The sequence below is a fragment of the Streptomyces sp. KLMMK genome (genome assembly GCF_036961605.1).
GTDB lineage: Bacteria > Actinomycetota > Actinomycetes > Streptomycetales > Streptomycetaceae > Streptomyces > Streptomyces telluris.
Window position 1 is genome coordinate 1 of sequence record NZ_JBAMDC010000007.1, and the last position, 20,729, is coordinate 20,729.

The window sequence follows — 20,729 nt, forward strand, 5'->3', positions numbered from 1 at the left end:
CTCGGCCGCGGCCCGCTCGAAGGCCTCGCCGCCGCCCAGGTACGCGGCGATCGCGATCCGGTCGCCGGACCGGGCGTGGGCGCGGGCCAGGGTGGCGCCGCACAGCTCCCCGTAGAGCTGCAGTTGCCCCGGCGACATCGTCTCCGGCCGGGCGCTCCCCTTCCAGTCGCGCAGCTGCCGGACGTAGAAGTCGCGCCGGCGGCCGTCCATCCCTTCGGCACGCTCCCACCCGAGGAAGATGTCGCCGACGGCCTGCATCAGGCGCTGTCCGCAGACCACGCGCTGTCCTTCGTTGCGGTACGCGCTCGGGCGCACGTACGGCGCCAGCACCGACGGGCCCGCCTCCTTGGCCTGCAGGAGCAGCGGATCGTCGTCGTCCTTGCCGAACATCAGCACGATCCAGCAGCGGGTGCCGACGCTGCCGACGCCCACGACCTTGCGCGCGGCGTCGGCCATCCGGAACCCGCTCAGGAGGTGCCGGCGGTCGGAGGCGAGGCTGTGGCCGTAGCGCCCGACGAGCAAGCGGAGACGCTTTTCGAGTTCGGCCCGCGGTTCCTCGGTCATCAGGTCGCTCAGCGGGACGAGCAGGGGCGGATCGGCGGCGATCCGCCGGGCGCCGTCGACGACCGTGGTGAGCCGTTGGGAGGCTTGCAGGTTGTCGCGGTGACGTGCGGTTTCCAGCGCCCGGGAGACCCGTCGGCGCTCCTGCTTGCCGAGCCTGTCGGCGAACAGCACGCGCAGGCGTTCGGCGTCGAAGTGTGCGTACCAGACGTCGAGGTTGCCCATCTCGGCGAATCCGCGCATCGCCTGCCGGTAGGACCGTACGCTGCCGCGGACGACGTCCGCGCGCCGTTTCCGTGAGAAGCCGTTCTCCCGTCCCGCGACGGCCAGGCTGGCAGCAAGCCGCTCGACGTCCCACTCCCACGGCCCGGGCAGGGTCTCGTCGAAGTCGTTGACGTCGAAGACCAGGTGGCGCTCGGGCGAGGCGAAGAGGCCGAAGTTCAGCAGGTGGGCGTCTCCGCACAGCTGCGCCTCGATCCCGGTGGTGGGCCGGGCGCCGAGGTCCGCGGCCATGACGGCCGCGGCACCGCGGTAGAAGGCGAACGGCGACTCCAGCATCCTGCCGTAGCGGATCGGGACGAGTTCCGGCACGCGGTCGGCGCTCTGCCGTTCGAGGATCTCCACCGGGTCCGCCCGGTCGGCCCGGGGCTCGAACCGGGCGTGGGCCGAGCGCGGCATCCGGCGGCGGGCCGCCTTGCCGCGGGCCGCGCGTTCGCCCGGCGTCAGGCGGGGTTCCTGCGTGCTCGAAGAAGCCATGTCCGTCACTCCTCGTCCCCTCCTCGCCGCCCCCGCGACCGGCGGTGTACGAACCAGACGCCCGCCGCGAACAGGGAGACCGCGACGAGGACGAGCAGGCACGTCCCCCAGAACCCGCCGGTCAGCCGGAGCCCCGCCACGGCGGCCACGGCCGCGACCACGAAGGGGACGATCGCGAGGGCGACGACCCGCAGTACGGCGGCGACGCCCGCCACCGTGGGCACATGGACAAGCCGTCTGCGGTGTCCGCCCCACTCCTCCGCGGCGTCCGGGGTGTAGTAGCGCACGGCTTTCGCCCCGAGCCGCAGGGTGTTCTGCCGGTAGATCACCGCGAGGGCGGGCACCCAGATCAGCGGCAGCACCATGCCCACGAGGAACAGGGCCGCGATCAGGGTCGTCGAGACCACCTGCTGGAGCCGGCTGCGCTTCTCGCCCCCGCCCACGATGCCGAGGAGCGCCGCCATCCTGACGATCATCGACCACCGTGTCCGCCGGGGAAGCCGTCCCCGGCCTCCCGGCGGGTGGCGCTTCGTCTCGCTCAGGGCCTGGGCGGCCACCTCGGTCGACGGGTACACGTCCTGAAGGACCAGCAGGTCCGCCACGCGGTTCTCGCCCCGGGGGTCGTGTCCGGCGAGGGCGGCCAGTTCGATCACCATCTGCGCCTGGGAGAGCAGCGCCGCGACGAAGCTGACGGGCATGGTGATCATGAACGGCCCGCCCAGCACGGCCCCGTCGGCGATCGTGAGGCGCGTTCCGTGGGCGATGACGTCCCGGCGGAGCTCGTCGTCCCCGGCCAGGGGCTTGCGCTGCTTCCGGCGGGCCACGTACGCGTCGGCCCGGGGCCCGAAGCGCCTCACCGCGAAGAGGGCCAGCTGCTCGGGCATGTGCTGCGGGTCGGCCCAGATCATCGGCAGCAGCGCCTGGGCCTGGACCGTCGCCGACTCGGCCGTACGGGCCTGTCGTGATCCTTCGGTGGTACGTCCGCCGCCGTTCATCGGTCCCACTGTGGGCCCGGTGCGCCGGGCCTGCCTCACCCGTTGCGGGTGAGGTGGTCGCCGCCCGCTGCGGGCGGCGACCATGGGTGAAAGGGGTCGTCCGGGCCGCGGGGGCCGGAGGGCTCCGAGGGCTGGAGGTCCCATGAGGCGTGGTCCTGTCGGGCATGGTTCTGTGAGGCGTGGCGTCGCCCGCGGAGGGGCGAGGCAGCGCTGGTGCGCGCGGCTGGCGGTCGCGGCGACCGCCGGTGCCGGAGTGCTCCTGCTGTCGGTGGCGGGGCTCAAGAGCGTGGTGCTGGTGGCCGTGGGGCTGGCCGGCCTGGTGGTTGCGGCAGCCGCCGGGTGGTGGGCCCTGACGCGCCGGGGCGTGGTGCGGGGCCTCGCTCTGGTCCTGGCCGTGGCGGCCCCGGTGGCCGTGCTCGCGTCCTACGCCGCAGCGAAGCTGCTCTGGCTCGTCCTCGTCTCCGTGGCGCTGTGGGCGCTCGCCGCTGTCGCCGGCTGGGCCGCGCTGAGGACGGAAGCGGCCCCCGCCGCCGCGGCTCCCGGCCGGCCCGTTGCGCCGCCCGAGCACGCCTGCCTGCTGATGAACCCTCGCTCGGGTGGCGGAAAGGTGGGGCGCTTCGGGCTCAAGGAAAAGGCCGAGGCGCTGGGCGCGGAAGTCGTGCTCCTCGGCTCCGCTCCCTCCTGGGACGTCGCCGAGCTCGCCCGCGAGGCCCTCGCCCGGGGCGCGGACCTGCTCGGCGTGGCGGGCGGTGACGGTACGCAGGCGCTGGTGGCGGGTGTGGCGGCCGAGCACGGGGTGCCGTTCGTGGTGATCCCGGCCGGGACGCGCAATCACTTCGCCCTGGACCTCGGGCTCGACCGCGAGGACCCGTCCCGGAGCCTGGAAGCGCTCACCGACGGGGTGGAGCTCCGGGTGGACCTCGGGCGCATCGGCGGGCGGGTCTTCGTCAACAACGCGTCCTTCGGCGCGTACGCGGAGGTCGTGCAGAGCCCGGCGTACCGCGACGACAAGGTCGGCACCCTGCTGCGGCTGCTGCCCGACGTGCTGACCCACCAGCACGGCCCGCGGCTCACGGTCCGCGCCGCCGGTGCGGCGCCCGTCGACGGCCCGCAGGCCGTACTGGTCAGCAACAACCCGTACCGGGTCGGCGACCGTGCCGGGCTGGGCCGGCGCGACCGGCTCGACGGCGGAGTGCTGGGGCTGGTGAGCGTCAAGGCCGACAGCGCGGTGCAGGCCGCCGATCTGCTCCGGGGCAGGCGCGCGCCCGGCCTGGTGACCCTCACTTCCGGCGAGATCGTCGTCGACGCCGACCGGCCGGAGGTGCAGGTCGGCATCGACGGAGAAGCGGTTGCCCTTCCCACTCCGGTGCGCTGCGTGTCGGAGCCCGGTGCGCTCCGGGTACGGGTTCCCCGGCACCGTCCGGGGGTTCCGCAGGCGCGGCCGCGGCTGGACTGGCGGCGTCTGTGGGAGCTCGCGTTCACGGCGGGCCGTGGCCGTGCCCTACCCGCGGCCGGCGCTCCCGGGACCCGTTGACGGCCCGGCAGCAGGCGGTTGCCCGTCGGCGTTCCCGCGCGCGAGGGCGTGCTGGACCGCCCCGACGACGACGTGGGCGGCGACGCCGATGAGCATGATGTCGCCCACCATCTGCACCATGGTGACGATCCGTGCCGGTTCGGTGCGGGGGCTGATGTCGCCGAAGCCGACGGTGCTGAAGACCGTGAGCGTGAAGTACAGGGCATCGGTCCGGTTGAGGGGCTCGCTGAAGCTGCCCGGTCCGGTCTGCTCCATGAGGTAGTAGGTGGCCGCGAAGAGCAGCAGGAACAGCGGCACGGTGGTGGCCAGCGCCTGGACGGCTCGCAGACGGGGCCGGGAGGAGCGCATGATCGAGCGGATCTGCCAGGTGAAGAGGGCCGCCACGACGGCCAGGCCGAGGACGAGGCCCACGGCGGTGGTTCCCTCGAACTTCTTGTCCAGGGGGAGGAGGTAGTAGGCGAGGACCAGCCCCGTCGCGGTGCCGATGGGCCGCAGGACCACGCTCACCGCCCGGCCTCCCCCGGCTTCCCCGTCCCTGTCTTCCCCGTCCTCGTCTCCGCCGTCAGCCGTTCGGCCGGCAGGCGGCGCGTGAACGGGAAGGCGCCGAGGGTGATGGCCGCGGCGGCCAGGACGGAGGCCTTGAGGGCGTCGAGCTGCGCCGCGGCGTACGAGTCGACAAGCGCGTCGGTTTCGGACGACGGGAGCGAGGCCTTTTCGGCTGCGCCGCGCACCTGGTCCGTACTGACGAAGCTGACCCCGGCCTCCATGGCGATGCCGGCCTGCTGACGTGCCGCGTCCGAGATCTTCGGGTTGTCGTCGATCTGCGTGGTGAAGGCATGGACCAGGGCACCGATCAGCAGGGAGCCGATGAGTGCGGTGCCCAGGGACGAACCGAGGTTCTGCGCGGTGTACTGCAGGCCGCCCGCCTCGCTGCGTTCCTCCTCCCCGACGCTGGACTGCACGACGTTGCCCAGCTGGGAGGCGAGGAGCCCCATGCCCAGGCCGAGGACGGCCATCGCCAGGCCGAAGGAGAGGTTGTCGATCCGGGGCTCGATCGTGGCCAGCAGCCACACCTGGGCCGCCACGAGCACCAGCAGGCCGCACCGCACCACGGTCCTGGGCGCCGCGATCCGGCCGAACAGCGGCCCGGCCATCGCGGACAGCAGCATGGTCACCGACACGGGCAGCAGCCGGAGGCCGGTCTGGAAGGCGTCGAAGCCCTGCACGACCTGGAGGTACAGCGGGATGACGAAGAACAGGCCCAGCAGGACGAGGTTCTGGCAGAGCAGCATCGTCAGCCCGGCCCTCAGCGGTGGTACCCCGAACAGCGACAGGCGCATCAGGGGCTCCCTCCCCCGTGCCTGCTGCCGCCGTTCCCAGACGCAGAACAGCCACAGGACGACGCCCCCCGCGGCGATGACGAACACGGTCGGGGAGAAACCGAAGACGGTGAAGGGCGGGTTCCGGGGCTTCAGCCACCCCCAGGAGCTGCTCTGCAGGACACCGAGGACGACGAGGGCGACCCCGGCGGCCGACAGCACGACGCCTCCCTTGTCCAGGGCGGCCTTCGGCTCCGGCGGAATGTCCGGGATCCACCGGACGACACACAGCATGGCGATGACGACCACGACCTCGCCGGCGAACACCAGCCGCCAGGTCAGGTACGTCGTCACCCATCCGCCGAGCAGCGGCCCCACGGCGATGCCTGCTCCGGCCAGCCCGCCGACGACGCCGTAGGCGACCGCCCGTTCCCGCCCGCGGTACGCGCCGGCAACGAGGGCTGCAAGCGCCGGGAGGACGAGGGTGGCGCCGAGCCCCTCGACCACCGACCAGCCGACCGCCAGTACCCACAGCGACGGCGCCACCGAGGTGACGGCGGACCCCGCTCCGTAGACGATCAGGCCGACCGCGAAGGCCCTGCGGCGCCCGAACGCGTCACCGAGCTTCCCGCCGGTGATCATGAAGGCGGCCATGACCAGGGTGTAGAGGGTGATGACGGCCTGGATCGCCGTGACCTCGGTGTCGAAGTCCTCGACCAGCGTGCTGATCGAGACGTTCATCACCGACGTGTCCAGCACCATCAGGAACTGGGCCGTGCCGAGCACGATCAGGGCCCGCCATCGTTCCACGCCTGCGCCCCTTCCGCGTTCCGGTGCACCGCACTCTAGAACCGCACGGCGAACGGTCGGCGTTTTCGATGCTTTCAGCAGGGTGTGTCGCCCTGCGGCTCAGGAGATCCGGACCGGTCGGAACCCGGAGCGGGTCCGTGTGCGATCAACGGTCGGACGTGGTGAAGATGGAGAGCAGAGGAGCGGTCTAGCACGGTGGTGATCGGATGCCTCCGACCGGCGCCCCGTTCTCCGGCGGGCGCGGAACGACACTGGCCTGGTCCGGTGATCCCCTGCTCGCCGCGAAGCTCGCGGTACCCGCCGCCCCGCGCGCCCACGTCCCCCGGCACCGGCTGCTCGACAGGCTCGGTGCGGCCACGGACGGACCGATGACCCTGATCACCGGTCCCGCAGGCGCGGGAAAGACCACCCTCGCCGCGGCGTGGGTGCGCGACGGCGAGCCTCCCGGGCCCGTGGCGTGGCTGACGCTCGACCCGTACGACGGAGCACCGGGCGTCTTCTGGAGCTACGTCGTGGAAGCCTTGCGGCGCGCTCTCCCCCGGCAGCTTCCCGGCGGCATCCCCGTGCCGGCCTGCCCCGGCAGCGTCGGCACCTCCCTGCTGACCCGGCTCGCCGCCGCGACGGAGCGCCTGCCCGGGCCCGTGGTCCTCGTCCTCGACGGCTTCGAGAAGGTGACGGGCCGACGGGTACCGGCCGGCCTGGAGTTCCTCCTCGAACACTGCGGGCCGCTGCTGCGGCTGGTCGTGACCAGCAGGCTGGACCCGCTGCTTCCGCTCCACCGCTACCGGGCCGACGGCCGGCTGACGGAGGTCCGCGGCGCCGACCTGGCCTTCACCCCGCACGAGGCGGCCGCGCTGCTGCGCGGGCACGGCGTCAAGCCGGGGGACGACGTCATCCGCGCCCTGACGCAGCGGACCCGAGGGTGGGCCGCCGGTCTGAGGCTGTGCGCCCTGGCCGTGCAGCGCACCGGCGATCCGGAAGGCTTCACCCGCTCGTTCACCGGCTCCGAGCAGGCGGTCTCGGGCTATCTGACCGCCGAGGTGCTCGACGCCCAGCCCGTCGCCACCAGAGAGCTGCTGCTGCGCGCGAGTGTGCTCGACCGCCTCCACCCGGACCTGGTGAACGCCCTGACCGGGCGCCAGGACGCCGAGGCGGTCCTGGCCGGGCTGACCCACGAGAACGCCTTCGTCGACCCCGTCCCCGGCACGTCCTGGTGCCGGGTCCACCCGCTGTTCGCCGGCGTGCTCCGCGCCCAGCTGCGCATACGGCATCCCGCTCTCGTACCGCGGCTGCACGCCCGCGCCGCCCGCTGGCTGGCCGGATCGGGCCGCACCGTCGAGGCGCTGGAGCACGCCGCGGAGGCCGGGGACTGGCAGTTCGGCGCCTCCGAGGCCGTTCACCAGCTGATGGTCGGGTCCCTGTGCACCCCTCCGGAGGCCGGACGTGCCGGGCGCGCCTTCTCCCGTATGCCGTCCTCCGCGGCCGGGACCGAACCGGCCCTCGTGGCAGCCGCCCTCAGGCTGGCACGGCATGACCGTGCCGGCTGCCGCGAGCGCCTCGCCGTGGCCGAACGGCACCTGCGCCGGAACGGCGCCGAGCCGGACCCGGAGGCCGGGCTCACCCACGCGCTGCTGCACCTGCTGTGCGCATCGCAGGTGGAGGAGCGGGCGGAGGAATCGGCACAGGCCGTCTCGGACGCGATGGGGCGGATACCGCTCGAACGCCTCCGGGCGCACCCCGAGATCGAGGCGCTGAGGCTGTACGGGCTCGCCCGGGCGTTCCTGGGCTCCGGTCGCCTCGCCGATGCCCGCCGCCTGTCCGCTGAGGCCGCCGCCGAGGCCAATGAGGCCAATGAGGTGGCCGAAGCCACTGAGATCGCCGGAGTCGCCGACGCCTGTCCGGCCGAGGCGTCCCTCCCCGTACAGCACATATCCCTCGGCCTGCTCGCACTGACGGAGAGCGCCGCGGGCGCCCTGACCTCGGCAGAAGACCACGCGCTGCGCTCACTGGTCGTAGCCGACCAGTACGGCGCCCCGCCGGACCACCGGTCCGGCGCCGGATACCTCGCCCTGGCCGTGGTGGCGTTCGAACGGGACGACCAGGAAGTCGCCCGGCGCCGGCTCGAACAGGCCCTCGCCTGCCCTGACGTGCGTGAAGGCCCGGCCCTGGCGACCGAAGCGGCGGTGCTGCGGTCCCGCCTGGAACTGGCCCGGGGGCGCCGGGAGGCAGCCCTCGCCGCCCTCCCCCGCCCGGGAACGGACGGCGCGCCGTGGCCCCTCCAGCGGGTCGCGCTCACACGCTCGGCCGTGGCGCTGGCCCGAGGGGACCACCAAGCCGCCGTCGCCGCCCTGCACGGCACCCCGGACGGCGGACCGGCACCCCTCGTCGCCCTCGCCCGCTCCCACCTGCCTGCCGGACGCACCGACCGCGCCCTGCGGCTGCTGGCCCGCGCCGAGGACTCCCCGGACCTGAGCCTGCCGGACCGGGTGGGCATCCTGCTGCTCCGGGCCCACGCCGCGCTCCTGGCCGAGGACAGGGCGGCTGCTCAGCGCCTGCTCGACCGGGCCTTGGACACCGCCCGGCCCGAGCGGCTGCGCCGGCCCTTCATCGAGGCCGATCCCTGGCTGCGCCACCTGCTGAACAAGGCGGGCGGTACCGGTCCCGCACCGAACCGGGGGGCCTGGCTGAGCGCGCACGGGGAAGGCGAACCGGCCCCCGGCGTCGTCCAGCCCCTCAGCAGCCGTGAACGCGACGTCCTGGTGTGTGTCCAGAAGATGATGTCCTCCGACGAGATCGCCGCCGAGCTCACCCTCTCCGTCAACACCGTGAAGACCCACCTGCGCAGCGTCTACCGCAAGCTGTGCGTCTCGCGGCGCCGCGACGCCGTGGAGCGGGGCAGGGAACTGCACATCCTGTGACGACTGCAGATCCTGTGACGACTGCAGGCCCTGTGACACCACTGCAGGCCCTGCGACCCCTGCACGTCCCTTGCCGACGGACCGCCTGTTCCGGGTGGTGGCGGATGCCTCCGCATGCGCGCACGCTGCCACCGATGGGCGCATGCAGCGCATGCACCACGTGTGCCTCGACGGCAAAGGCAGTTCGACCATGCGCTACGAATTCCGCGTGACGGGTGACGTTTCCGCCCTCATGGCCGAGGCGTTCCCGGAACTGGCGACCGAACCGGTCTCGCGGCAGACGCTGTTCTTCGGCACCGTCACGGACGAGGCCCACCTGTTCGGGCTCCTCGCACGCTTCCAGAACCTCGGCCTGACGGTGGAGGAGATGCGCCGCCTGCCCGGATGACGGGGCGACGTCCGCCCGCACGGCGGAGCGGCGTCCGCCCGGCTCATCCGCTGCGGGTGATGCGGAGCACGCCGCAAGGCGCCGACCCTGTGGGTGAGACGAGCCCTTCGATCTTCGGCGCGTGCCCGCTCCCGGCGCACATGCCACCCGAAGGAGGGAGCAGGCCATGGACCCGCCTCGCGCCCCCGGCCCCCAGGGATCCGGCGCACCATACGACGACGGACCGCTGACCCCCAGCGAACGCCGCGACTACGCGCGCCTTCGGAAGCGCGAGACCCTGCACCACCGGCGGCTGCGCTACGCCGGGGCCTCCGTCCTGCTGGTGCTCGCCTTCGTGCTGTCACCCCTCGCGGTCGTCGCGGCCTGGGCCGACAGCCAGGTCTCGGACACCGGCCGTTACGTCCAGACCGTCGCACCACTGGCCAAGGACCCTGCCGTACAGAACGCCGTCACGGACCGGCTGACCACCCGCGTGGTCGACAACGTCGACGTCAAGGGCATCACCGACTCCCTGCGCAACGCACTCGCCAAGACCGACGCCCCGCCGGCCGTCGTGGACAAGTCGCACCTCCTCGCCGGCCCCCTCAAGAACGCCATCACCACGGCCGTGCACACCGTGATCGACAAGGTCGTCACGAGCGACCAGTTCGCTCAGCTGTGGGACGGCGCGAACCGCAAGGCCCACGCGGCCCTGGTCAAGACGCTCACCGGTGAGGGGAACAGCGCCGTGGAGGCCAAGGGCGATTCCGTCGTCCTGGACCTGGGAACCGTCATCGACAACGTCAAGCAGAAGCTGGTCGCCGAGGGCTACGAGAAGGCCGCGAACATCCCGGACGTCGACAAGACGATCCCCCTGTTCCAGACCGACAAGCTCGACGACGCCCAGAGCACCATGCGCCTGCTCGACGTCGTCGGGACGTGGCTGCCCGTCGTCGTGATCGTCCTGGCCGCGTTCGCCGTGTGGGCGGCGCCCGCGCACAGGGTGGCCCTCATGGTCGCGGCCATCGGTATCGGCGTGATGATGGTGCTGCTCCTGGTGGGACTCGTCATCGCCCGGCGCATCTACCTCGACTCCGTCCCGACCACCGCCCTGCCCTCGGACGCGGCCGCCGCGGTCTACGACACCTTCGTCCGCTTCCTGCGCAACAGCACCCGCACGGTCCTCGTCACGGCGGTCATCACGGCCGTGGCCGCTTATCTCTACGGACCCGGACGCGGCGCCCGGTTCATCCGCTCGGCGAGCTCCCGGGCCACCGGTGCCACCGGACGGGCCATGGCCCGCTCCGGTCTGCGCACCGGTGCCACGGGCCACTGGCTGGAGACGCACCGGCGCTGGACCACCGGCATCGTCATCGTGGCAGCGGTCGTGGCCCTGGTCCTCTGGAACTACCCGACGGCCGCCGTGGTCGCCCTGATCCTCTGCATCGCCGTCGTCGTCCTGGCCGTCCTCGCGGTACTCGGCGCCGCCTCCACCGGGGCGGGCACGGAAGAACAAAGGACCCGATCATGAACGAGTACGTATATCTGGCCTACGACTATCCGCTCCTGGGCGCGTTCTGGACCGTCCTCTGGATAGTCCTGTGGGTCTCGTGGTTCATCCTGCTGTTCCGTGTGATCGCCGACATCTTCCGCGACGACACGCTCAGCGGCTGGGCCAAGACCGGCTGGCTCTTCTTCACCATCCTGCTGCCCTTCCTGGGCGTCTTCGTCTACGTCCTCGCCCGCGGCCGGAGCATGGGCTCCCGCGAACGGCGTCACCTCCAGGCACAACAGGAGGCGTTCGACCACTACATCCGCGAGACGGCCGGCGGCACGGGCCGCAAGAGCGAAGCCGACGAGCTCATGAAGCTGTCGGAGATCCGCGCCAGGGGAGACATCTCCGACGAGGAATTCCGCCGCGCGAAGGAGAAGATCCTGCACTGACGTGCCGGGCTCCCCGGGCGGCACCAGGACGGGGAATCCCCCTACGGCCGGGCCGGGGAACCGGCCTCAGGCGGCCTCGAAGCGGGAGGCCTCGCAGCGGACGGCCTGTCAGGGGCCTGCGCACCGGGCGGCGTACCACCGCCGCCCGGTGCGCGCGTCTCGTCCTTCTTCCAAGGACCGACCCCGAGCTGCCCGGTCGTGCCCAGGTCGAGTTCGGGCGTCACCATCACCGCCGGAGCGCCGGGCTCCGGCCGCACCCTCGCGTAGGGGATGTTCACGGCATCGCCGCCCCCGGTGGTGTTGCGCCAGACCAGACCGGAGTGCGCGCGCTCGCCGGGTTGCAGGACCAGTTGCCGGGGCTCCCCGTCGGCTCCGGTACCGGTCGCGATGGCACCGCCGCCACGGAGGATCTTCACGCCGTCCACGGGCCGGTGGTCCCCGTCGAGGAGCTGGAGCTGCGGGTAGCCGTTGAGCCGGTAGGGCCGGGTGCCGCAGTTCTCCAGCAGGAGCCCCACGACGCGCAGCCCCATGGCGGCGTCTCCTTCGTCCGCGTACACATGCACTCCCGACGACGGGCAGGCGCCCCCTCGGGACGGGGCTTCGGCGGCGGGGACGCTCCTCACCTTCGTGATCCGTACACCCGTGATGGCCTTCCGGGCGCCCGGAAGAGGTTCACTCATGGTGACCGTGCGCTTCACGGTCTGCCCCGGCCCGACCGAGGGCACCGACTCCTTCGCCGTCTCCAGTGCTTCCCCGGAATCCGACGTGAAGGTGAAGGTGATCGTGTACGTAAAGGGTTCGCTCTTGTGATTGGTGACCTCGAACCCGGCACAGGGACGCGCACCGGGGCTCACATCGGTGATCCTCACGCCGCCCTTGCCCGGCTCGCCGACGGCACCGCCCGGAACGGCCGGTGAGCCGGGCGCGGAGGCCTGACCGGACGCCGGGGCCCCGCACGAGGGTTCACCGGAAGCGCCCGGAGAACCGGACCCGGATCCTTGCGCCCGCGCCGGGCCGCCATCTTCCGACCCTGCCACCTGGGAACCGCACGCCGTGAGCAGCAGGACGCCCGTGAGGGCGACGGGAAAAGCGCGAAAAGCACGAAACATGTGCCGATTCGACCAGGACCGCACCAAAGCCCGCCGTGGCGCACACCACAATCTCCTGTCACAGTCCCGCCACAGACGAACGGTCAGCCGGCTCCGGCCCGGTTTGGATCGCCGTCGGCGGCGGAGCCACGCGGGCCCGGCTGCCGACCGAGGAACTCCTACACGTCGTCCCAGGCCATCGAGCTCATCCTCCAGCCGGCAGGTGTCCCGCGACGGCCGACCCGGAGCAACTCGCCGCCAGCGCCGTCGCGTTCACCCACGGACTCGTCGTCCAGGCCCTCTTCGACCCCGGCCGGTTCCCCGAGGCCGTACAGACCGCCATGCTCGACGACTTCCTGACCTCGATCGCGACGCCGCGGGCCGGCGCCGGCGCTGGTGCCGGCGGTTCCGCCGCCGGCCGTTAGGACAGACCGCACCAGGCCCCGGGGCGGGCGGCGAGCCGGGTACCGTCGCGGGATGTTCGAGCTGCTGCCCCGGACCGGGATCGTCCTGCCGTGCGGAGCCGGGACGCTGGCCTTCGGCATGGCCGAACGCCCGGCGCAGTGGACCCTCGCCACGCTGTGCGACGTCCGGGAGACATGGGTGTGCGGGCTGAACTGGTCGTTCTCCGCCGAGTACGGAGGCGTCTCGCTGCTGATCGGCAGCAGGCACGGCGAGGGGATGGACTACGTCGTTCTCGACCGGATCGGCGACGCGCCGAGCACCTCGGCCACCACGCCGGTCGTCTGGCAGGACATCGACCTCTTCGGCCACCCGCACCGAGAAGTGGCAGAGGCCCTCGGAGACGTGCCCGTCGGCGTGCGGCTGACGCGCCCCGCGGGACCCGGCACCCACCTGAGCTCCGTCCGCCTCACCGCCGCCGCACCGTGACCCGCACGGCGCACGCCGCGCCCGCACCGCGCCCGTCGCGCGCACCCCGGCGAGCTCGCTCGCGCTCACCGCGGGAACCGCTTCGACCTGCTCGAACAGGGCCCCGCTAGGGTGGGCGCGACAGCACATCGTGAAGCGCAATGAGGAGCAGACGTGAGCGAGACGGCGTCCATCGCCCTGCAGCAGGAGATCGCCCGGGAACTGGAGGTCGCCGAGACCTTCGAGGCCGAGCGGGAGATCGAGCGCCGGGTGGCCTTCCTCGCCGAGCGGCTGACCTCCACCGGCCTGCGCTCCCTCGTGCTCGGCATCAGCGGCGGCGTCGACTCCACCACCGCCGGCCGGCTGTGCCAGCTCGCCGTCGAGCAGGCCCGGGCGGCCGGGCACGAGGCGCGGTTCTACGCGATGCGGCTGCCCTACGGGGTCCAGGCCGACGAGCACGACGCCCAGCTCGCGCTCTCGTTCATCCAGGCCGACCACCTGCTGACCGTGGATATCAAGCCCGCGAGCGACGCCGCACTCGACGCCTCCCTGGCCGCCGGCGTCGGCTTCCGCGACGCCCACCACCAGGACTTCGTGCACGGCAACATCAAGGCCCGGCAGCGCATGATCGCCCAGTACACGGTGGCCGGCGCCCACGACGGCCTGGTCGTCGGTACCGACCACGCCGCCGAGGCGGTCTCCGGCTTCTTCACCAAGTTCGGCGACGGCGCCGCCGACCTGGTGCCGCTGACCGGCCTGACCAAGCGCCGGGTGCGCGCCGTCGCGGACGCGCTGGGCGCTCCCGCCGAGCTGGTGTGGAAGACCCCGACGGCCGACCTGGAGACCCTCGACCCTGGCAAGGCCGACGAGGACGCGCTCGGGGTCACCTACGACGACATCGACGACTTTCTGGAGGGCAAGCCGGTGGACGAGCGTGCCTTCGACACGATCGTCCGCCGCTACCGCCTCACCGACCACAAGCGTCAGCTGCCCATCGCTCCCTGAGGTCCTGAACCGAAGGCCCTCCTGCCCGGGCAGGAGGGCCTTCGGCCTGAGGAGCCCCGGAGGCCGAAAACGCCTCATGAGGAACCTCGACAGCCAAGCGTCAAGGTAAAGCCCACCCAAAGGGCGGTGAGCCTCGCCCAACGATCTAGAAAGCCACCCGGGACGCTGACTCGTAACAGCTTTGGATCATTGCTGCAGGTCAGGGCCCTTTTTTCGGGCAGAGGCAAGGAAGTTCACCTTCCGGAAAAGACCCTCTCCGCCGGGCTTCCAGGTAAAGCAACCCTTATCTACGATACTCAGCGTGACGCTCTCTTTCGGCCAGCCAAACGGAGTCGCATCAGTCCCCTTCGCCCGCGCCCTCGCAACGCATGGTGATCGCACGGCCCTCGTCACCCCCGCCGGTGAGGTCTCGTACCGCGAGCTCGCCGAGCGCGTGACGGCCGTCGCCGGGCGCCTCGGCCCCCGCCGACGTCTGGTGCTGCTCGCCGGCGCCAACACGGCCGATGCCCTCGTCGTCCATCTCGCGGCCCTGGCCGCCGGCCACCCCGTCCTCCTGGCGCCGGGCAGCGGCTCCGCGGCGGAATCGCTCACCGCCGCCTACGACCCCGACGTGGTCGCGCGGCCCGCCGGCGACGGCAGGTGGCACCTCGACGAGCGGCGCGCCGTCTCGGCGCACGAGCTCCACCCCGACCTCGCGCTGCTGCTGAGCACCTCCGGATCGACGGGCTCGCCGAAACTCGTGCGCCTCTCCCACGGCAACCTCCAGGCGAACGCGGAATCGATCAGCGCGTGCCTGGACATCCGTGAGGACGACCGGGCCGCCACGACGCTGCCCATGCACTACTGCTACGGCCTCTCGGTCGTCCACAGCCACCTCCTGCGCGGCGCGGGGCTGATCCTCACCGACCTCTCCGTGTCCGACCCCCGCTTCTGGGACTTCTTCCGTTCCGCCCGCGGCTCGTCCTTCGCCGGGGTCCCGCACACCTTCGACCTGCTCGACAGGGTCGGTTTCGCCGCCATGCGCCTGCCCCACCTGCGCTACGTCACCCAGGCGGGCGGCCGGCTGGCGCCCGAGCGCGTGGCCAGCTACGCGGACCTGGGCCGGCGCGCCGGCTGGGACCTGTTCGTGATGTACGGGCAGACCGAGGCCACCGCCCGCATGGCCTACCTGCCGCCCGAACTCGTCTTCGCGCACCCGCGGTCGATCGGCGTCCCCGTCCCCGGCGGCTCCCTCCGTATCGAGCCCCTGCCCGGCGACCCGGCCGGCCCGGGCACCGGCGAGCTGGTGTACCGCGGGCCGAACGTCATGCTGGGCTACGCCCGGACCCCGGCGGACCTGCGCCTGGGACGCACCGTCGACGAGCTGCGCACCGGGGACATCGCGCGGCGCACGGACAGCGGGCTGTACGAGGTGATCGGCCGGAGCAGCCGGTTCCTGAAGATCCTCGGCCTGCGCATCGAACCGGAGCGCATCGAGTCGGTCCTGGAGGGGCACGGCATCACCGCGTGCTGCACGGGCGACGACGAGCGGCTGATCGTGGCCGTCACCGGCTCCCCTCCCCCCGACCTCGCGCGGCTGCGGCGGCTGGCGGCGGAAGCGGGCGGATTACCCGTCCACACCGTGCACGTACGCCACTTCACCGAACTGCCGCGGCTCGCCACGGGCAAGCCCGACTACCGGGCCGTACGGCAGCAGGCCCGGGCCCCCGGAGCCTCGGGGTCGCCGACGACGGCAACGGCAACGGCGACAGCGCACGAGGCGACGGCCGTGACCGTCACCACGGCTACCACGGTGACCACGGCACTCTGCCGTCTCTACGCGGAGGTCCTCGGCCGGACGGACGTCACCGAGGACAGCACCTTCGTCGGCCTCGGCGGCGACTCCCTCTCCTACGTGGAGATGTCGCTGCGGATCGAGCGGGCGCTGGGCCGCCTCCCCGCCGACTGGCACATCCGGCCGATCCGCGAACTCCGGCCGGCGGACCCCCTCCCCCGGCCCGGGAACCGCCCGGCCGCGCGCCGCATACGCACGCTGGAGACCGGAGTCGCCCTCCGCGCCGTCGCCATCGTCCTCATCGTCGGCTCCCACATACCCCTGTTCACCGTCCAGGGCGGGGCGCACGTGCTGCTGGGCATCGCCGGCTTCAACTTCGCCCGCTTCCACCTCACCTCGGCGCCGCGCCGCGAGCGCGCCCGGCACGCATGGCACAGCATCGCGCGCATCGCCCTGCCGAGCGTCGCCTGGATCAGCCTCGTGGTCTTCCTCGGCCGGGGCTACGACCCCGAGAACGCCGTTCTGCTCAACAGCGTCATCGGCTCGCACGAAGGCCTGCAGGAGTGGCACTACTGGTTCGTCGAAGCCCTCGTCTACTTCCTGGTCGCCCTGGCCGTCTGCCTGACCGTCCCGGCGCTGGACCGCACCGAACGCCGGTTCCCGTTCGCCTTCCCCGCCGCCCTGATAGCGCTCGGGCTGGTCACCCGCTACAACCTCCCCGGGTTCGACCTGCGCGTCCCGCACCTGACGCCGGTCGTCGTCTTCTGGCTCTTCGCCCTGGGCTGGGCCGCGGCCAAGGCGAGCACCCTGCGGCACCGCCTGCTGGTGACCACGACGGTCCTGGCGTCCGTGCCGGGCCTGTTCCACTTCCCCGGCCAGTCCCAGCGGGAGGCCGTGGTCATCTGCGGTCTGCTCCTGCTGGTGTGGGTCCCGGTCCTGCCGAGCACCAGGACCCTGAACCGGGCGGCCGGCCTGCTGGCCGGCAGCTCGCTCTCCATCTACCTGACGCACTGGCAGGTCTACCCGCACCTCAAGGACCACTCGCCGACGCTGGCGCTGTGCGCCTCGCTCGTCATCGGCATCGCGTACGCCGCGGTGGCGACGCGTCTGATGCGCAGGCTGCCGTTCGCCCGCCGGCCGGCCGCGAAGGAGCCCTCGGCGGGGCCGGACGCCCCGGCGAACCCGGGCACGGGCAGGCCCCGGGGTGACCTCGGCGGGGCGCTGGCCGGGTAGGGGCGGCGTCCGTCGCCGTGGCCGCCTCCGGTGCCGTGCGGTCGCCCCGCACCGGCACACGCAGCCGCCCCCGTCCGAGGAGAGGAGCGCCGGCTTCAGTCCGGGGGCTCGTCCGCTTTCGGTGGCTTGAGGTCACCCGTCCTATCGGTGCGCTGGTCCGCTCCCCCGGCGCCCTCGGCTTTGCCGGCGTTCTTCGACCCGCGGGAGGAGGCCGGGGTCGCCCGGTCCCGCCCCGGTGCGGCATCCGCCTGCTGGTCCTGCATGTCCCGGGGGACGGCCTTGTGGTGACCCGCGGGCTTCTCGCCGCGCCGGCCGGTCACGGCTGGGTCCTCTTGCCGTGCCCCTCGTCGCGCGTCCGCTCCTTGTCCCTGTCCTTCTCCGCTCGCTCGCCGCCCGCCCTCACCCCTTCCAGGGCCTCGTCGCCTGCGGTGCCGCCCTCGGTCCGGTAGCCCTCGCGGGCGCTCGCCGAACCCGGCACGGAACGCTCTCGCGCCTGACTCTCCTGACCGGAATGAGCTCCCGGTCCGCGCTGGTCTCGGGGTGTCTTCCTGGGCTGCTGCCGGGCCATGTCGGCCACCTCCGTGGTCGCGGTCGTGGGCGTTCACCCCACCGCGCGGATGCGGTGGGCGCGCCCCGGGTACCCGGAACCCGGCAGGACATGCGGTGGCGGCGGCCCGGTCTCCTACCCGGCCTCCGCCGCCTCGATGCGGTGCAGGGTCACCGCCGTGAGCCTTCCGTCGGCGGCACTGGCAGTCATGTACGTGCGGTAGGGCTGGCGGCGCCGGTCGGTCGGCGAGCCGGGGTTCAGCAGGCGCAGGCCGCCGGGGGCGGTGGTGTCCCAGGGGATGTGGCTGTGGCCGAAGACCAGGACGTCGGTGGAGGGGAAGCGTTCGGCGCAGCGGCTCTCGCGGCCGCGGGCCGGGCCGGTCTCGTGGACGACGGCGAAGCGCAGCCCGCCGAGCTCGGCGTGAGCGGTCTCGGGCAGGCGGGCGCGCAGTTCAGGGCCGTCGTTGTTGCCGTGGACGGCGATGAGCCGGCGGGCGCGGGCGGTGAACAGCTCCAGGGTGGCGATGTCCGTCCAGTCACCCGCGTGGAGGACGACGTCGGCGTCGTCGATCGCGGCCAGGAGGGGCGGCGGCAGTCTGCGGGCCCGGGTGGGCAGGTGGGTGTCGGAAGTCAGGAGCAGCCGCATCGCGCCGGTACGCACCTCAGTTGAGCAGTCCGGGACGGTGGGGGAACCGGTGCTGCCCGATGGCGTCGGCGAAGGCGTCGGCGAGGTCCTCCGCCGGGGCGGTGCCGTTGCCGGTGAACACCCCGTAGTCCGGAGCGGACTCGCCCAGGACGGCGTCCTCGGGCAGCCGCGCGGCGGTGAGCAGCCGGGTGCCTTCGCCGAGGACGGCCAGCGGCTTGCCGTGCCGGTACGCTTCCTCGACGAACCGCACGGCCGCGGGGTCGGCGGCCAGCGCGGAGACCGCCCGGGCGCCGTCGGGGACGAGGACCGCGTCGTAGAGGACGGAGGCCACGGTCGGCAGGGCGCGGTCGACGTCGAGGGATTCGCCGCCCGTGCCCTGGACGGTGCCGTGCTTGGCGGCCAGGACCTCGACGGTCGCGCCCCGGGCGGTGAGCCGGTCGCGGACCGTCGTGACCTGCCCGGTGTCCGTGCCGTCGGCGGCCAGGACGGCGATCTTGCGGGTACGGATGCCCTCGCCGGCCAGGTTCTCCTGGCTGAGGGCGGGGGACGCGGCCGCGGTGACGCCGCCGACCGGCGCCGGGGCGGGCAGGCCGAGGCCCTCGGCGACCTCGGCCGCCAGGTCCTGGCTGACGTGGGCGAGGTTGCCGGTCATCCGCTCGCGCACCTCGACCGCGTCGACCTTGCCCAGCTCGAAGCGGAACGCCTCGACGATGTGCCGCCGCTCCCAGTCGGCCATGCTGTTCCAGAACAGCGCCGCCTGGCTGTAGTGGTCCTTGAAGCTCTCGCTGCGCACCCGGATCTTGTCCCCGTCCACGCGCTCCGCGTAGTGCCGGAAGACCCCGGCGCCCCCGCCCGCGCCCGCGTGGGCGGGGCAGCCGCCGCCGAGCGAGTTCGGGAAGTAGTTGGTGCCCGGGTGGATGACCTGCTGGCCGAAGCCGTCGCGGTGGTTGTGGTGGACGTCCGCGATCGGCCGGTTGACGGGGAGCTGGCTGAAGTTGGGGCCGCCGAGGCGGATCAGCTGGGTGTCGAGGTAGGAGAAGTTGCGCCCCTGGAGCAGCGGGTCGTTGGTGAAGTCGATGCCCGGTACGACGTTCGCCGTGTGGAAGGCGACCTGTTCGGTCTCGGCGAAGAAGTTCTGCGGGTTGCGGTCGAGGACGAGCCGGCCGACGGGCCGTACGGGCACCTGCTCCTCGGGGATGATCTTCGTGGCGTCGAGCAGGTCGAAGGCGAAGGCGAACTCGTCCTCCTCCGGGACGAGCTGGACGCCGAGCTCCCATTCCGGGTACGCGCCCGCCTCGATGGCCTCCCACAGGTCGCGGCGGTTGAAGTCGGGGTCGCGGCCGGCCGCGATCTGCGCCTCGTCCCACACGAGGGAGTGGACGCCGAGCGCGGGCTTCCAGTGGAACTTCACGAACGTGCCGCGCCCGTCGGCGGTGACGAACCGGAAGGTGTGCACGCCGAAGCCCTGCATCATCCGGAAGCTGCGCGGGATGGCGCGGTCCGACATCAGCCACATCAGCATGTGGGTGGACTCGGGCTGGAGGGAGCAGAAGTCCCAGAAGGTGTCGTGCGCGGAGGCGCCGGTGGGCATCTCGTTCTGCGGCTCCATCTTCACCGCGTGCACGAAGTCGGGGAACTTGATTGCGTCCTGGATGAAGAACACCGGCATGTTGTTGCCGACGAGGTCGTAATTGCCCTCGCGGGTGTAGAACTTGGTGGCGAAGCCGCGCACGTCGCGGACCGTGTCGGCGGATCCGCGCGGCCCCTGCACGGTGGAGAAGCGGACGAACACCGGAGTGCGGCGGCCCGCCTCGGCGAGGAAGTCGGCGCAGGTGTACTCGCTGAGCGACTCGTACGGCTCGAAGTAGCCGTAGGCGCCCGCGCCCCGGGCGTGCACGACGCGTTCGGGGATGCGCTCGTGGTCGAAGTGCGTGATCTTCTCGCGGTTGTGGAAGTCCTCCAGCAGGGTGGGGCCCCGGTGCCCGGCGCGCAGCGCGTTGTCGGTGTCGTCGACGCGCACCCCCTGGTCGGTGGTGAGCGCGTCGTGCCGCGGCGCGGCGCGGAACCGGTCCAGCTGCTGGTCCTTGGCGTCCGGGTCCGAGGAGCCTCGGCCTGACGCGGAGTGAGCGGGCACGCGTGTATGTCCTTCCTCGTCATGCGGTTCTCTCGGGGCCGGCGGCGTCGGCGGCGCCGCTCGCCCCCTCAGGCTGACCCGCCTGCCCGGGGGCGGCAAGCCGAAACGGGAGGGCCGCCCGCGCCGGGAATGCTCCAGGTGGCCCAGCGGTGTGCCTGCACGGCGCCGGGCGATCCGGGTGTGCCGGGCAGGAGTGTTTGTATCCGGCATGTACGGCAAGGCGAGGGGG

The 20,729-nt window shown here is 72.7% G+C and carries 18 protein-coding genes and 1 pseudogene; 10 read left to right on the plus strand and 9 right to left on the minus strand.

Features of this window, described 5'->3' with window-relative positions:
* Together V7793_RS02560 and V7793_RS02565 are read right to left on the minus strand one after the other, a co-directional pair.
* Positions 1-1,317: DUF2252 domain-containing protein (locus V7793_RS02560; protein WP_335581216.1), on the minus strand; the 1,317-nt coding region annotated here is incomplete at its 3' end.
* A gap of 5 nt (positions 1,318-1,322) precedes the next feature.
* The gene (locus V7793_RS02565; protein ID WP_335581217.1) at positions 1,323-2,312 is read right to left on the minus strand and encodes a hypothetical protein; all 990 of its coding nucleotides are present in this window, start codon (positions 2,310-2,312) and stop codon (positions 1,323-1,325) included.
* A 142-nt stretch (positions 2,313-2,454) separates the two neighbouring features.
* On the opposite strand from V7793_RS02565, the gene V7793_RS02570 reads away from it, so the two are divergent.
* Positions 2,455-3,846, plus strand: a complete 1,392-nt coding sequence (locus V7793_RS02570; RefSeq protein WP_443057830.1) for a diacylglycerol/lipid kinase family protein — start codon at positions 2,455-2,457, stop codon at positions 3,844-3,846.
* Here V7793_RS02570 and V7793_RS02575 read toward each other — a convergent pair.
* Together V7793_RS02575 and V7793_RS02580 are read right to left on the minus strand one after the other, a co-directional pair.
* Entirely contained in the window at positions 3,814-4,353 is a 540-nt protein-coding gene (locus V7793_RS02575; RefSeq protein WP_335581219.1) for a potassium channel family protein, read from the minus strand. The two genes, V7793_RS02570 and V7793_RS02575, sit on opposite strands and share 33 nt — an antisense overlap.
* Positions 4,350-5,975, minus strand: a complete 1,626-nt coding sequence (locus V7793_RS02580; protein ID WP_335581220.1) for an MFS transporter — start codon at positions 5,973-5,975, stop codon at positions 4,350-4,352. Before V7793_RS02580 ends, V7793_RS02575 begins: the two co-directional genes overlap by 4 nt.
* Positions 5,976-6,181: 206 nt before the next feature.
* On the opposite strand from V7793_RS02580, the gene V7793_RS02585 reads away from it, so the two are divergent.
* The 4 genes from V7793_RS02585 (at position 6,182) to V7793_RS02600 (ending at position 11,204) form a co-directional block, all read left to right on the plus strand.
* Positions 6,182-8,893: a LuxR C-terminal-related transcriptional regulator gene (locus V7793_RS02585; RefSeq protein ID WP_335581221.1), complete on the plus strand. Its 2,712-nt coding sequence runs from the start codon at positions 6,182-6,184 to the stop codon at positions 8,891-8,893.
* 190 nt (positions 8,894-9,083) lie between these two features.
* Positions 9,084-9,281, plus strand: coding sequence for a hypothetical protein (locus V7793_RS02590; RefSeq protein WP_335581276.1), 198 nt, complete (start codon positions 9,084-9,086; stop codon positions 9,279-9,281).
* Positions 9,282-9,447: 166 nt separating this feature from the next.
* Positions 9,448-10,791, plus strand: coding sequence for a hypothetical protein (locus V7793_RS02595; protein ID WP_335581222.1), 1,344 nt, complete (start codon positions 9,448-9,450; stop codon positions 10,789-10,791).
* Positions 10,788-11,204, plus strand: a complete 417-nt coding sequence (locus V7793_RS02600) for an SHOCT domain-containing protein (RefSeq protein ID WP_335581223.1) — start codon at positions 10,788-10,790, stop codon at positions 11,202-11,204. Before V7793_RS02595 ends, V7793_RS02600 begins: the two co-directional genes overlap by 4 nt.
* A 41-nt stretch (positions 11,205-11,245) precedes the next feature.
* On the opposite strand, the gene V7793_RS02605 is transcribed toward V7793_RS02600, so the two are convergent.
* Entirely contained in the window at positions 11,246-11,884 is a 639-nt protein-coding gene (locus V7793_RS02605; protein WP_335581277.1) for a DUF4232 domain-containing protein, read from the minus strand.
* Between V7793_RS02605 and V7793_RS02610 the strand changes: the two genes are divergently transcribed.
* The 5 genes and pseudogenes from V7793_RS02610 (at position 11,883) to V7793_RS02630 (ending at position 17,174) form a co-directional block, all read left to right on the plus strand.
* On the plus strand, positions 11,883-12,014 hold the full coding sequence (locus V7793_RS02610) for a hypothetical protein (RefSeq protein ID WP_335581279.1): 132 nt from the start codon (positions 11,883-11,885) through the stop codon (positions 12,012-12,014). The two genes, V7793_RS02605 and V7793_RS02610, sit on opposite strands and share 2 nt — an antisense overlap.
* 496 nt (positions 12,015-12,510) lie before the next feature.
* A pseudogene (locus tag V7793_RS02615) lies at positions 12,511-12,717 on the plus strand (TetR family transcriptional regulator C-terminal domain-containing protein); the annotation flags it as partial.
* A 52-nt stretch (positions 12,718-12,769) separates the two neighbouring features.
* Positions 12,770-13,183 (plus strand): hypothetical protein, encoded by a 414-nt coding sequence (locus tag V7793_RS02620; RefSeq protein WP_335581224.1) that lies wholly within the window; start codon positions 12,770-12,772, stop codon positions 13,181-13,183.
* A gap of 153 nt (positions 13,184-13,336) precedes the next feature.
* On the plus strand, positions 13,337-14,167 hold the full coding sequence (nadE, locus tag V7793_RS02625; RefSeq protein ID WP_335581225.1) for an ammonia-dependent NAD(+) synthetase: 831 nt from the start codon (positions 13,337-13,339) through the stop codon (positions 14,165-14,167).
* Between the two features lie 301 nt (positions 14,168-14,468).
* Positions 14,469-17,174 (plus strand): AMP-binding protein, encoded by a 2,706-nt coding sequence (locus tag V7793_RS02630; protein WP_335581226.1) that lies wholly within the window; start codon positions 14,469-14,471, stop codon positions 17,172-17,174.
* Between the two features lie 95 nt (positions 17,175-17,269).
* On the opposite strand, the gene V7793_RS02635 is transcribed toward V7793_RS02630, so the two are convergent.
* The 4 genes from V7793_RS02635 to V7793_RS02650 all read right to left on the minus strand — a co-directional run bounded on the left by V7793_RS02635 (position 17,270) and on the right by V7793_RS02650 (position 20,500).
* Entirely contained in the window at positions 17,270-17,494 is a 225-nt protein-coding gene (locus tag V7793_RS02635) for a hypothetical protein (RefSeq protein WP_335581227.1), read from the minus strand.
* Positions 17,491-17,652, minus strand: coding sequence for a hypothetical protein (locus V7793_RS02640; RefSeq protein WP_335581228.1), 162 nt, complete (start codon positions 17,650-17,652; stop codon positions 17,491-17,493). Before V7793_RS02640 ends, V7793_RS02635 begins: the two co-directional genes overlap by 4 nt.
* A 204-nt stretch (positions 17,653-17,856) precedes the next feature.
* Positions 17,857-18,366, minus strand: a complete 510-nt coding sequence (locus V7793_RS02645) for a metallophosphoesterase family protein (RefSeq protein ID WP_335581229.1) — start codon at positions 18,364-18,366, stop codon at positions 17,857-17,859.
* 16 nt (positions 18,367-18,382) lie between these two features.
* Positions 18,383-20,500, minus strand: coding sequence for a catalase (locus V7793_RS02650; RefSeq protein WP_335581230.1), 2,118 nt, complete (start codon positions 20,498-20,500; stop codon positions 18,383-18,385).
* Positions 20,501-20,729 lie beyond the last annotated feature (229 nt).

Excerpts from the sequence above, each read along its gene's own strand:
- V7793_RS02570 (WP_443057830.1), top strand. The coding sequence starts at position 2,455 with ATGAGGCGTGGTCCTGTCGGGCATGGTTCTGTGAGGCGTGGCGTCGCC.
- V7793_RS02610 (WP_335581279.1), top strand. The coding sequence starts at position 11,883 with ATGGTGACCGTGCGCTTCACGGTCTGCCCCGGCCCGACCGAGGGCACC.
- V7793_RS02565 (WP_335581217.1), bottom strand. The coding sequence starts at position 2,312 with ATGAACGGCGGCGGACGTACCACCGAAGGATCACGACAGGCCCGTACG.
- V7793_RS02645 (WP_335581229.1), bottom strand. The coding sequence starts at position 18,366 with ATGCGGCTGCTCCTGACTTCCGACACCCACCTGCCCACCCGGGCCCGC.
- V7793_RS02600 (WP_335581223.1), top strand. The coding sequence starts at position 10,788 with ATGAACGAGTACGTATATCTGGCCTACGACTATCCGCTCCTGGGCGCG.
- V7793_RS02595 (WP_335581222.1), top strand. The coding sequence starts at position 9,448 with ATGGACCCGCCTCGCGCCCCCGGCCCCCAGGGATCCGGCGCACCATAC.
- V7793_RS02590 (WP_335581276.1), top strand. The coding sequence starts at position 9,084 with ATGCGCTACGAATTCCGCGTGACGGGTGACGTTTCCGCCCTCATGGCC.
- V7793_RS02620 (WP_335581224.1), top strand. The coding sequence starts at position 12,770 with ATGTTCGAGCTGCTGCCCCGGACCGGGATCGTCCTGCCGTGCGGAGCC.
- V7793_RS02585 (WP_335581221.1), top strand. The coding sequence starts at position 6,182 with ATGCCTCCGACCGGCGCCCCGTTCTCCGGCGGGCGCGGAACGACACTG.
- V7793_RS02605 (WP_335581277.1), bottom strand. The coding sequence starts at position 11,884 with ATGAGTGAACCTCTTCCGGGCGCCCGGAAGGCCATCACGGGTGTACGG.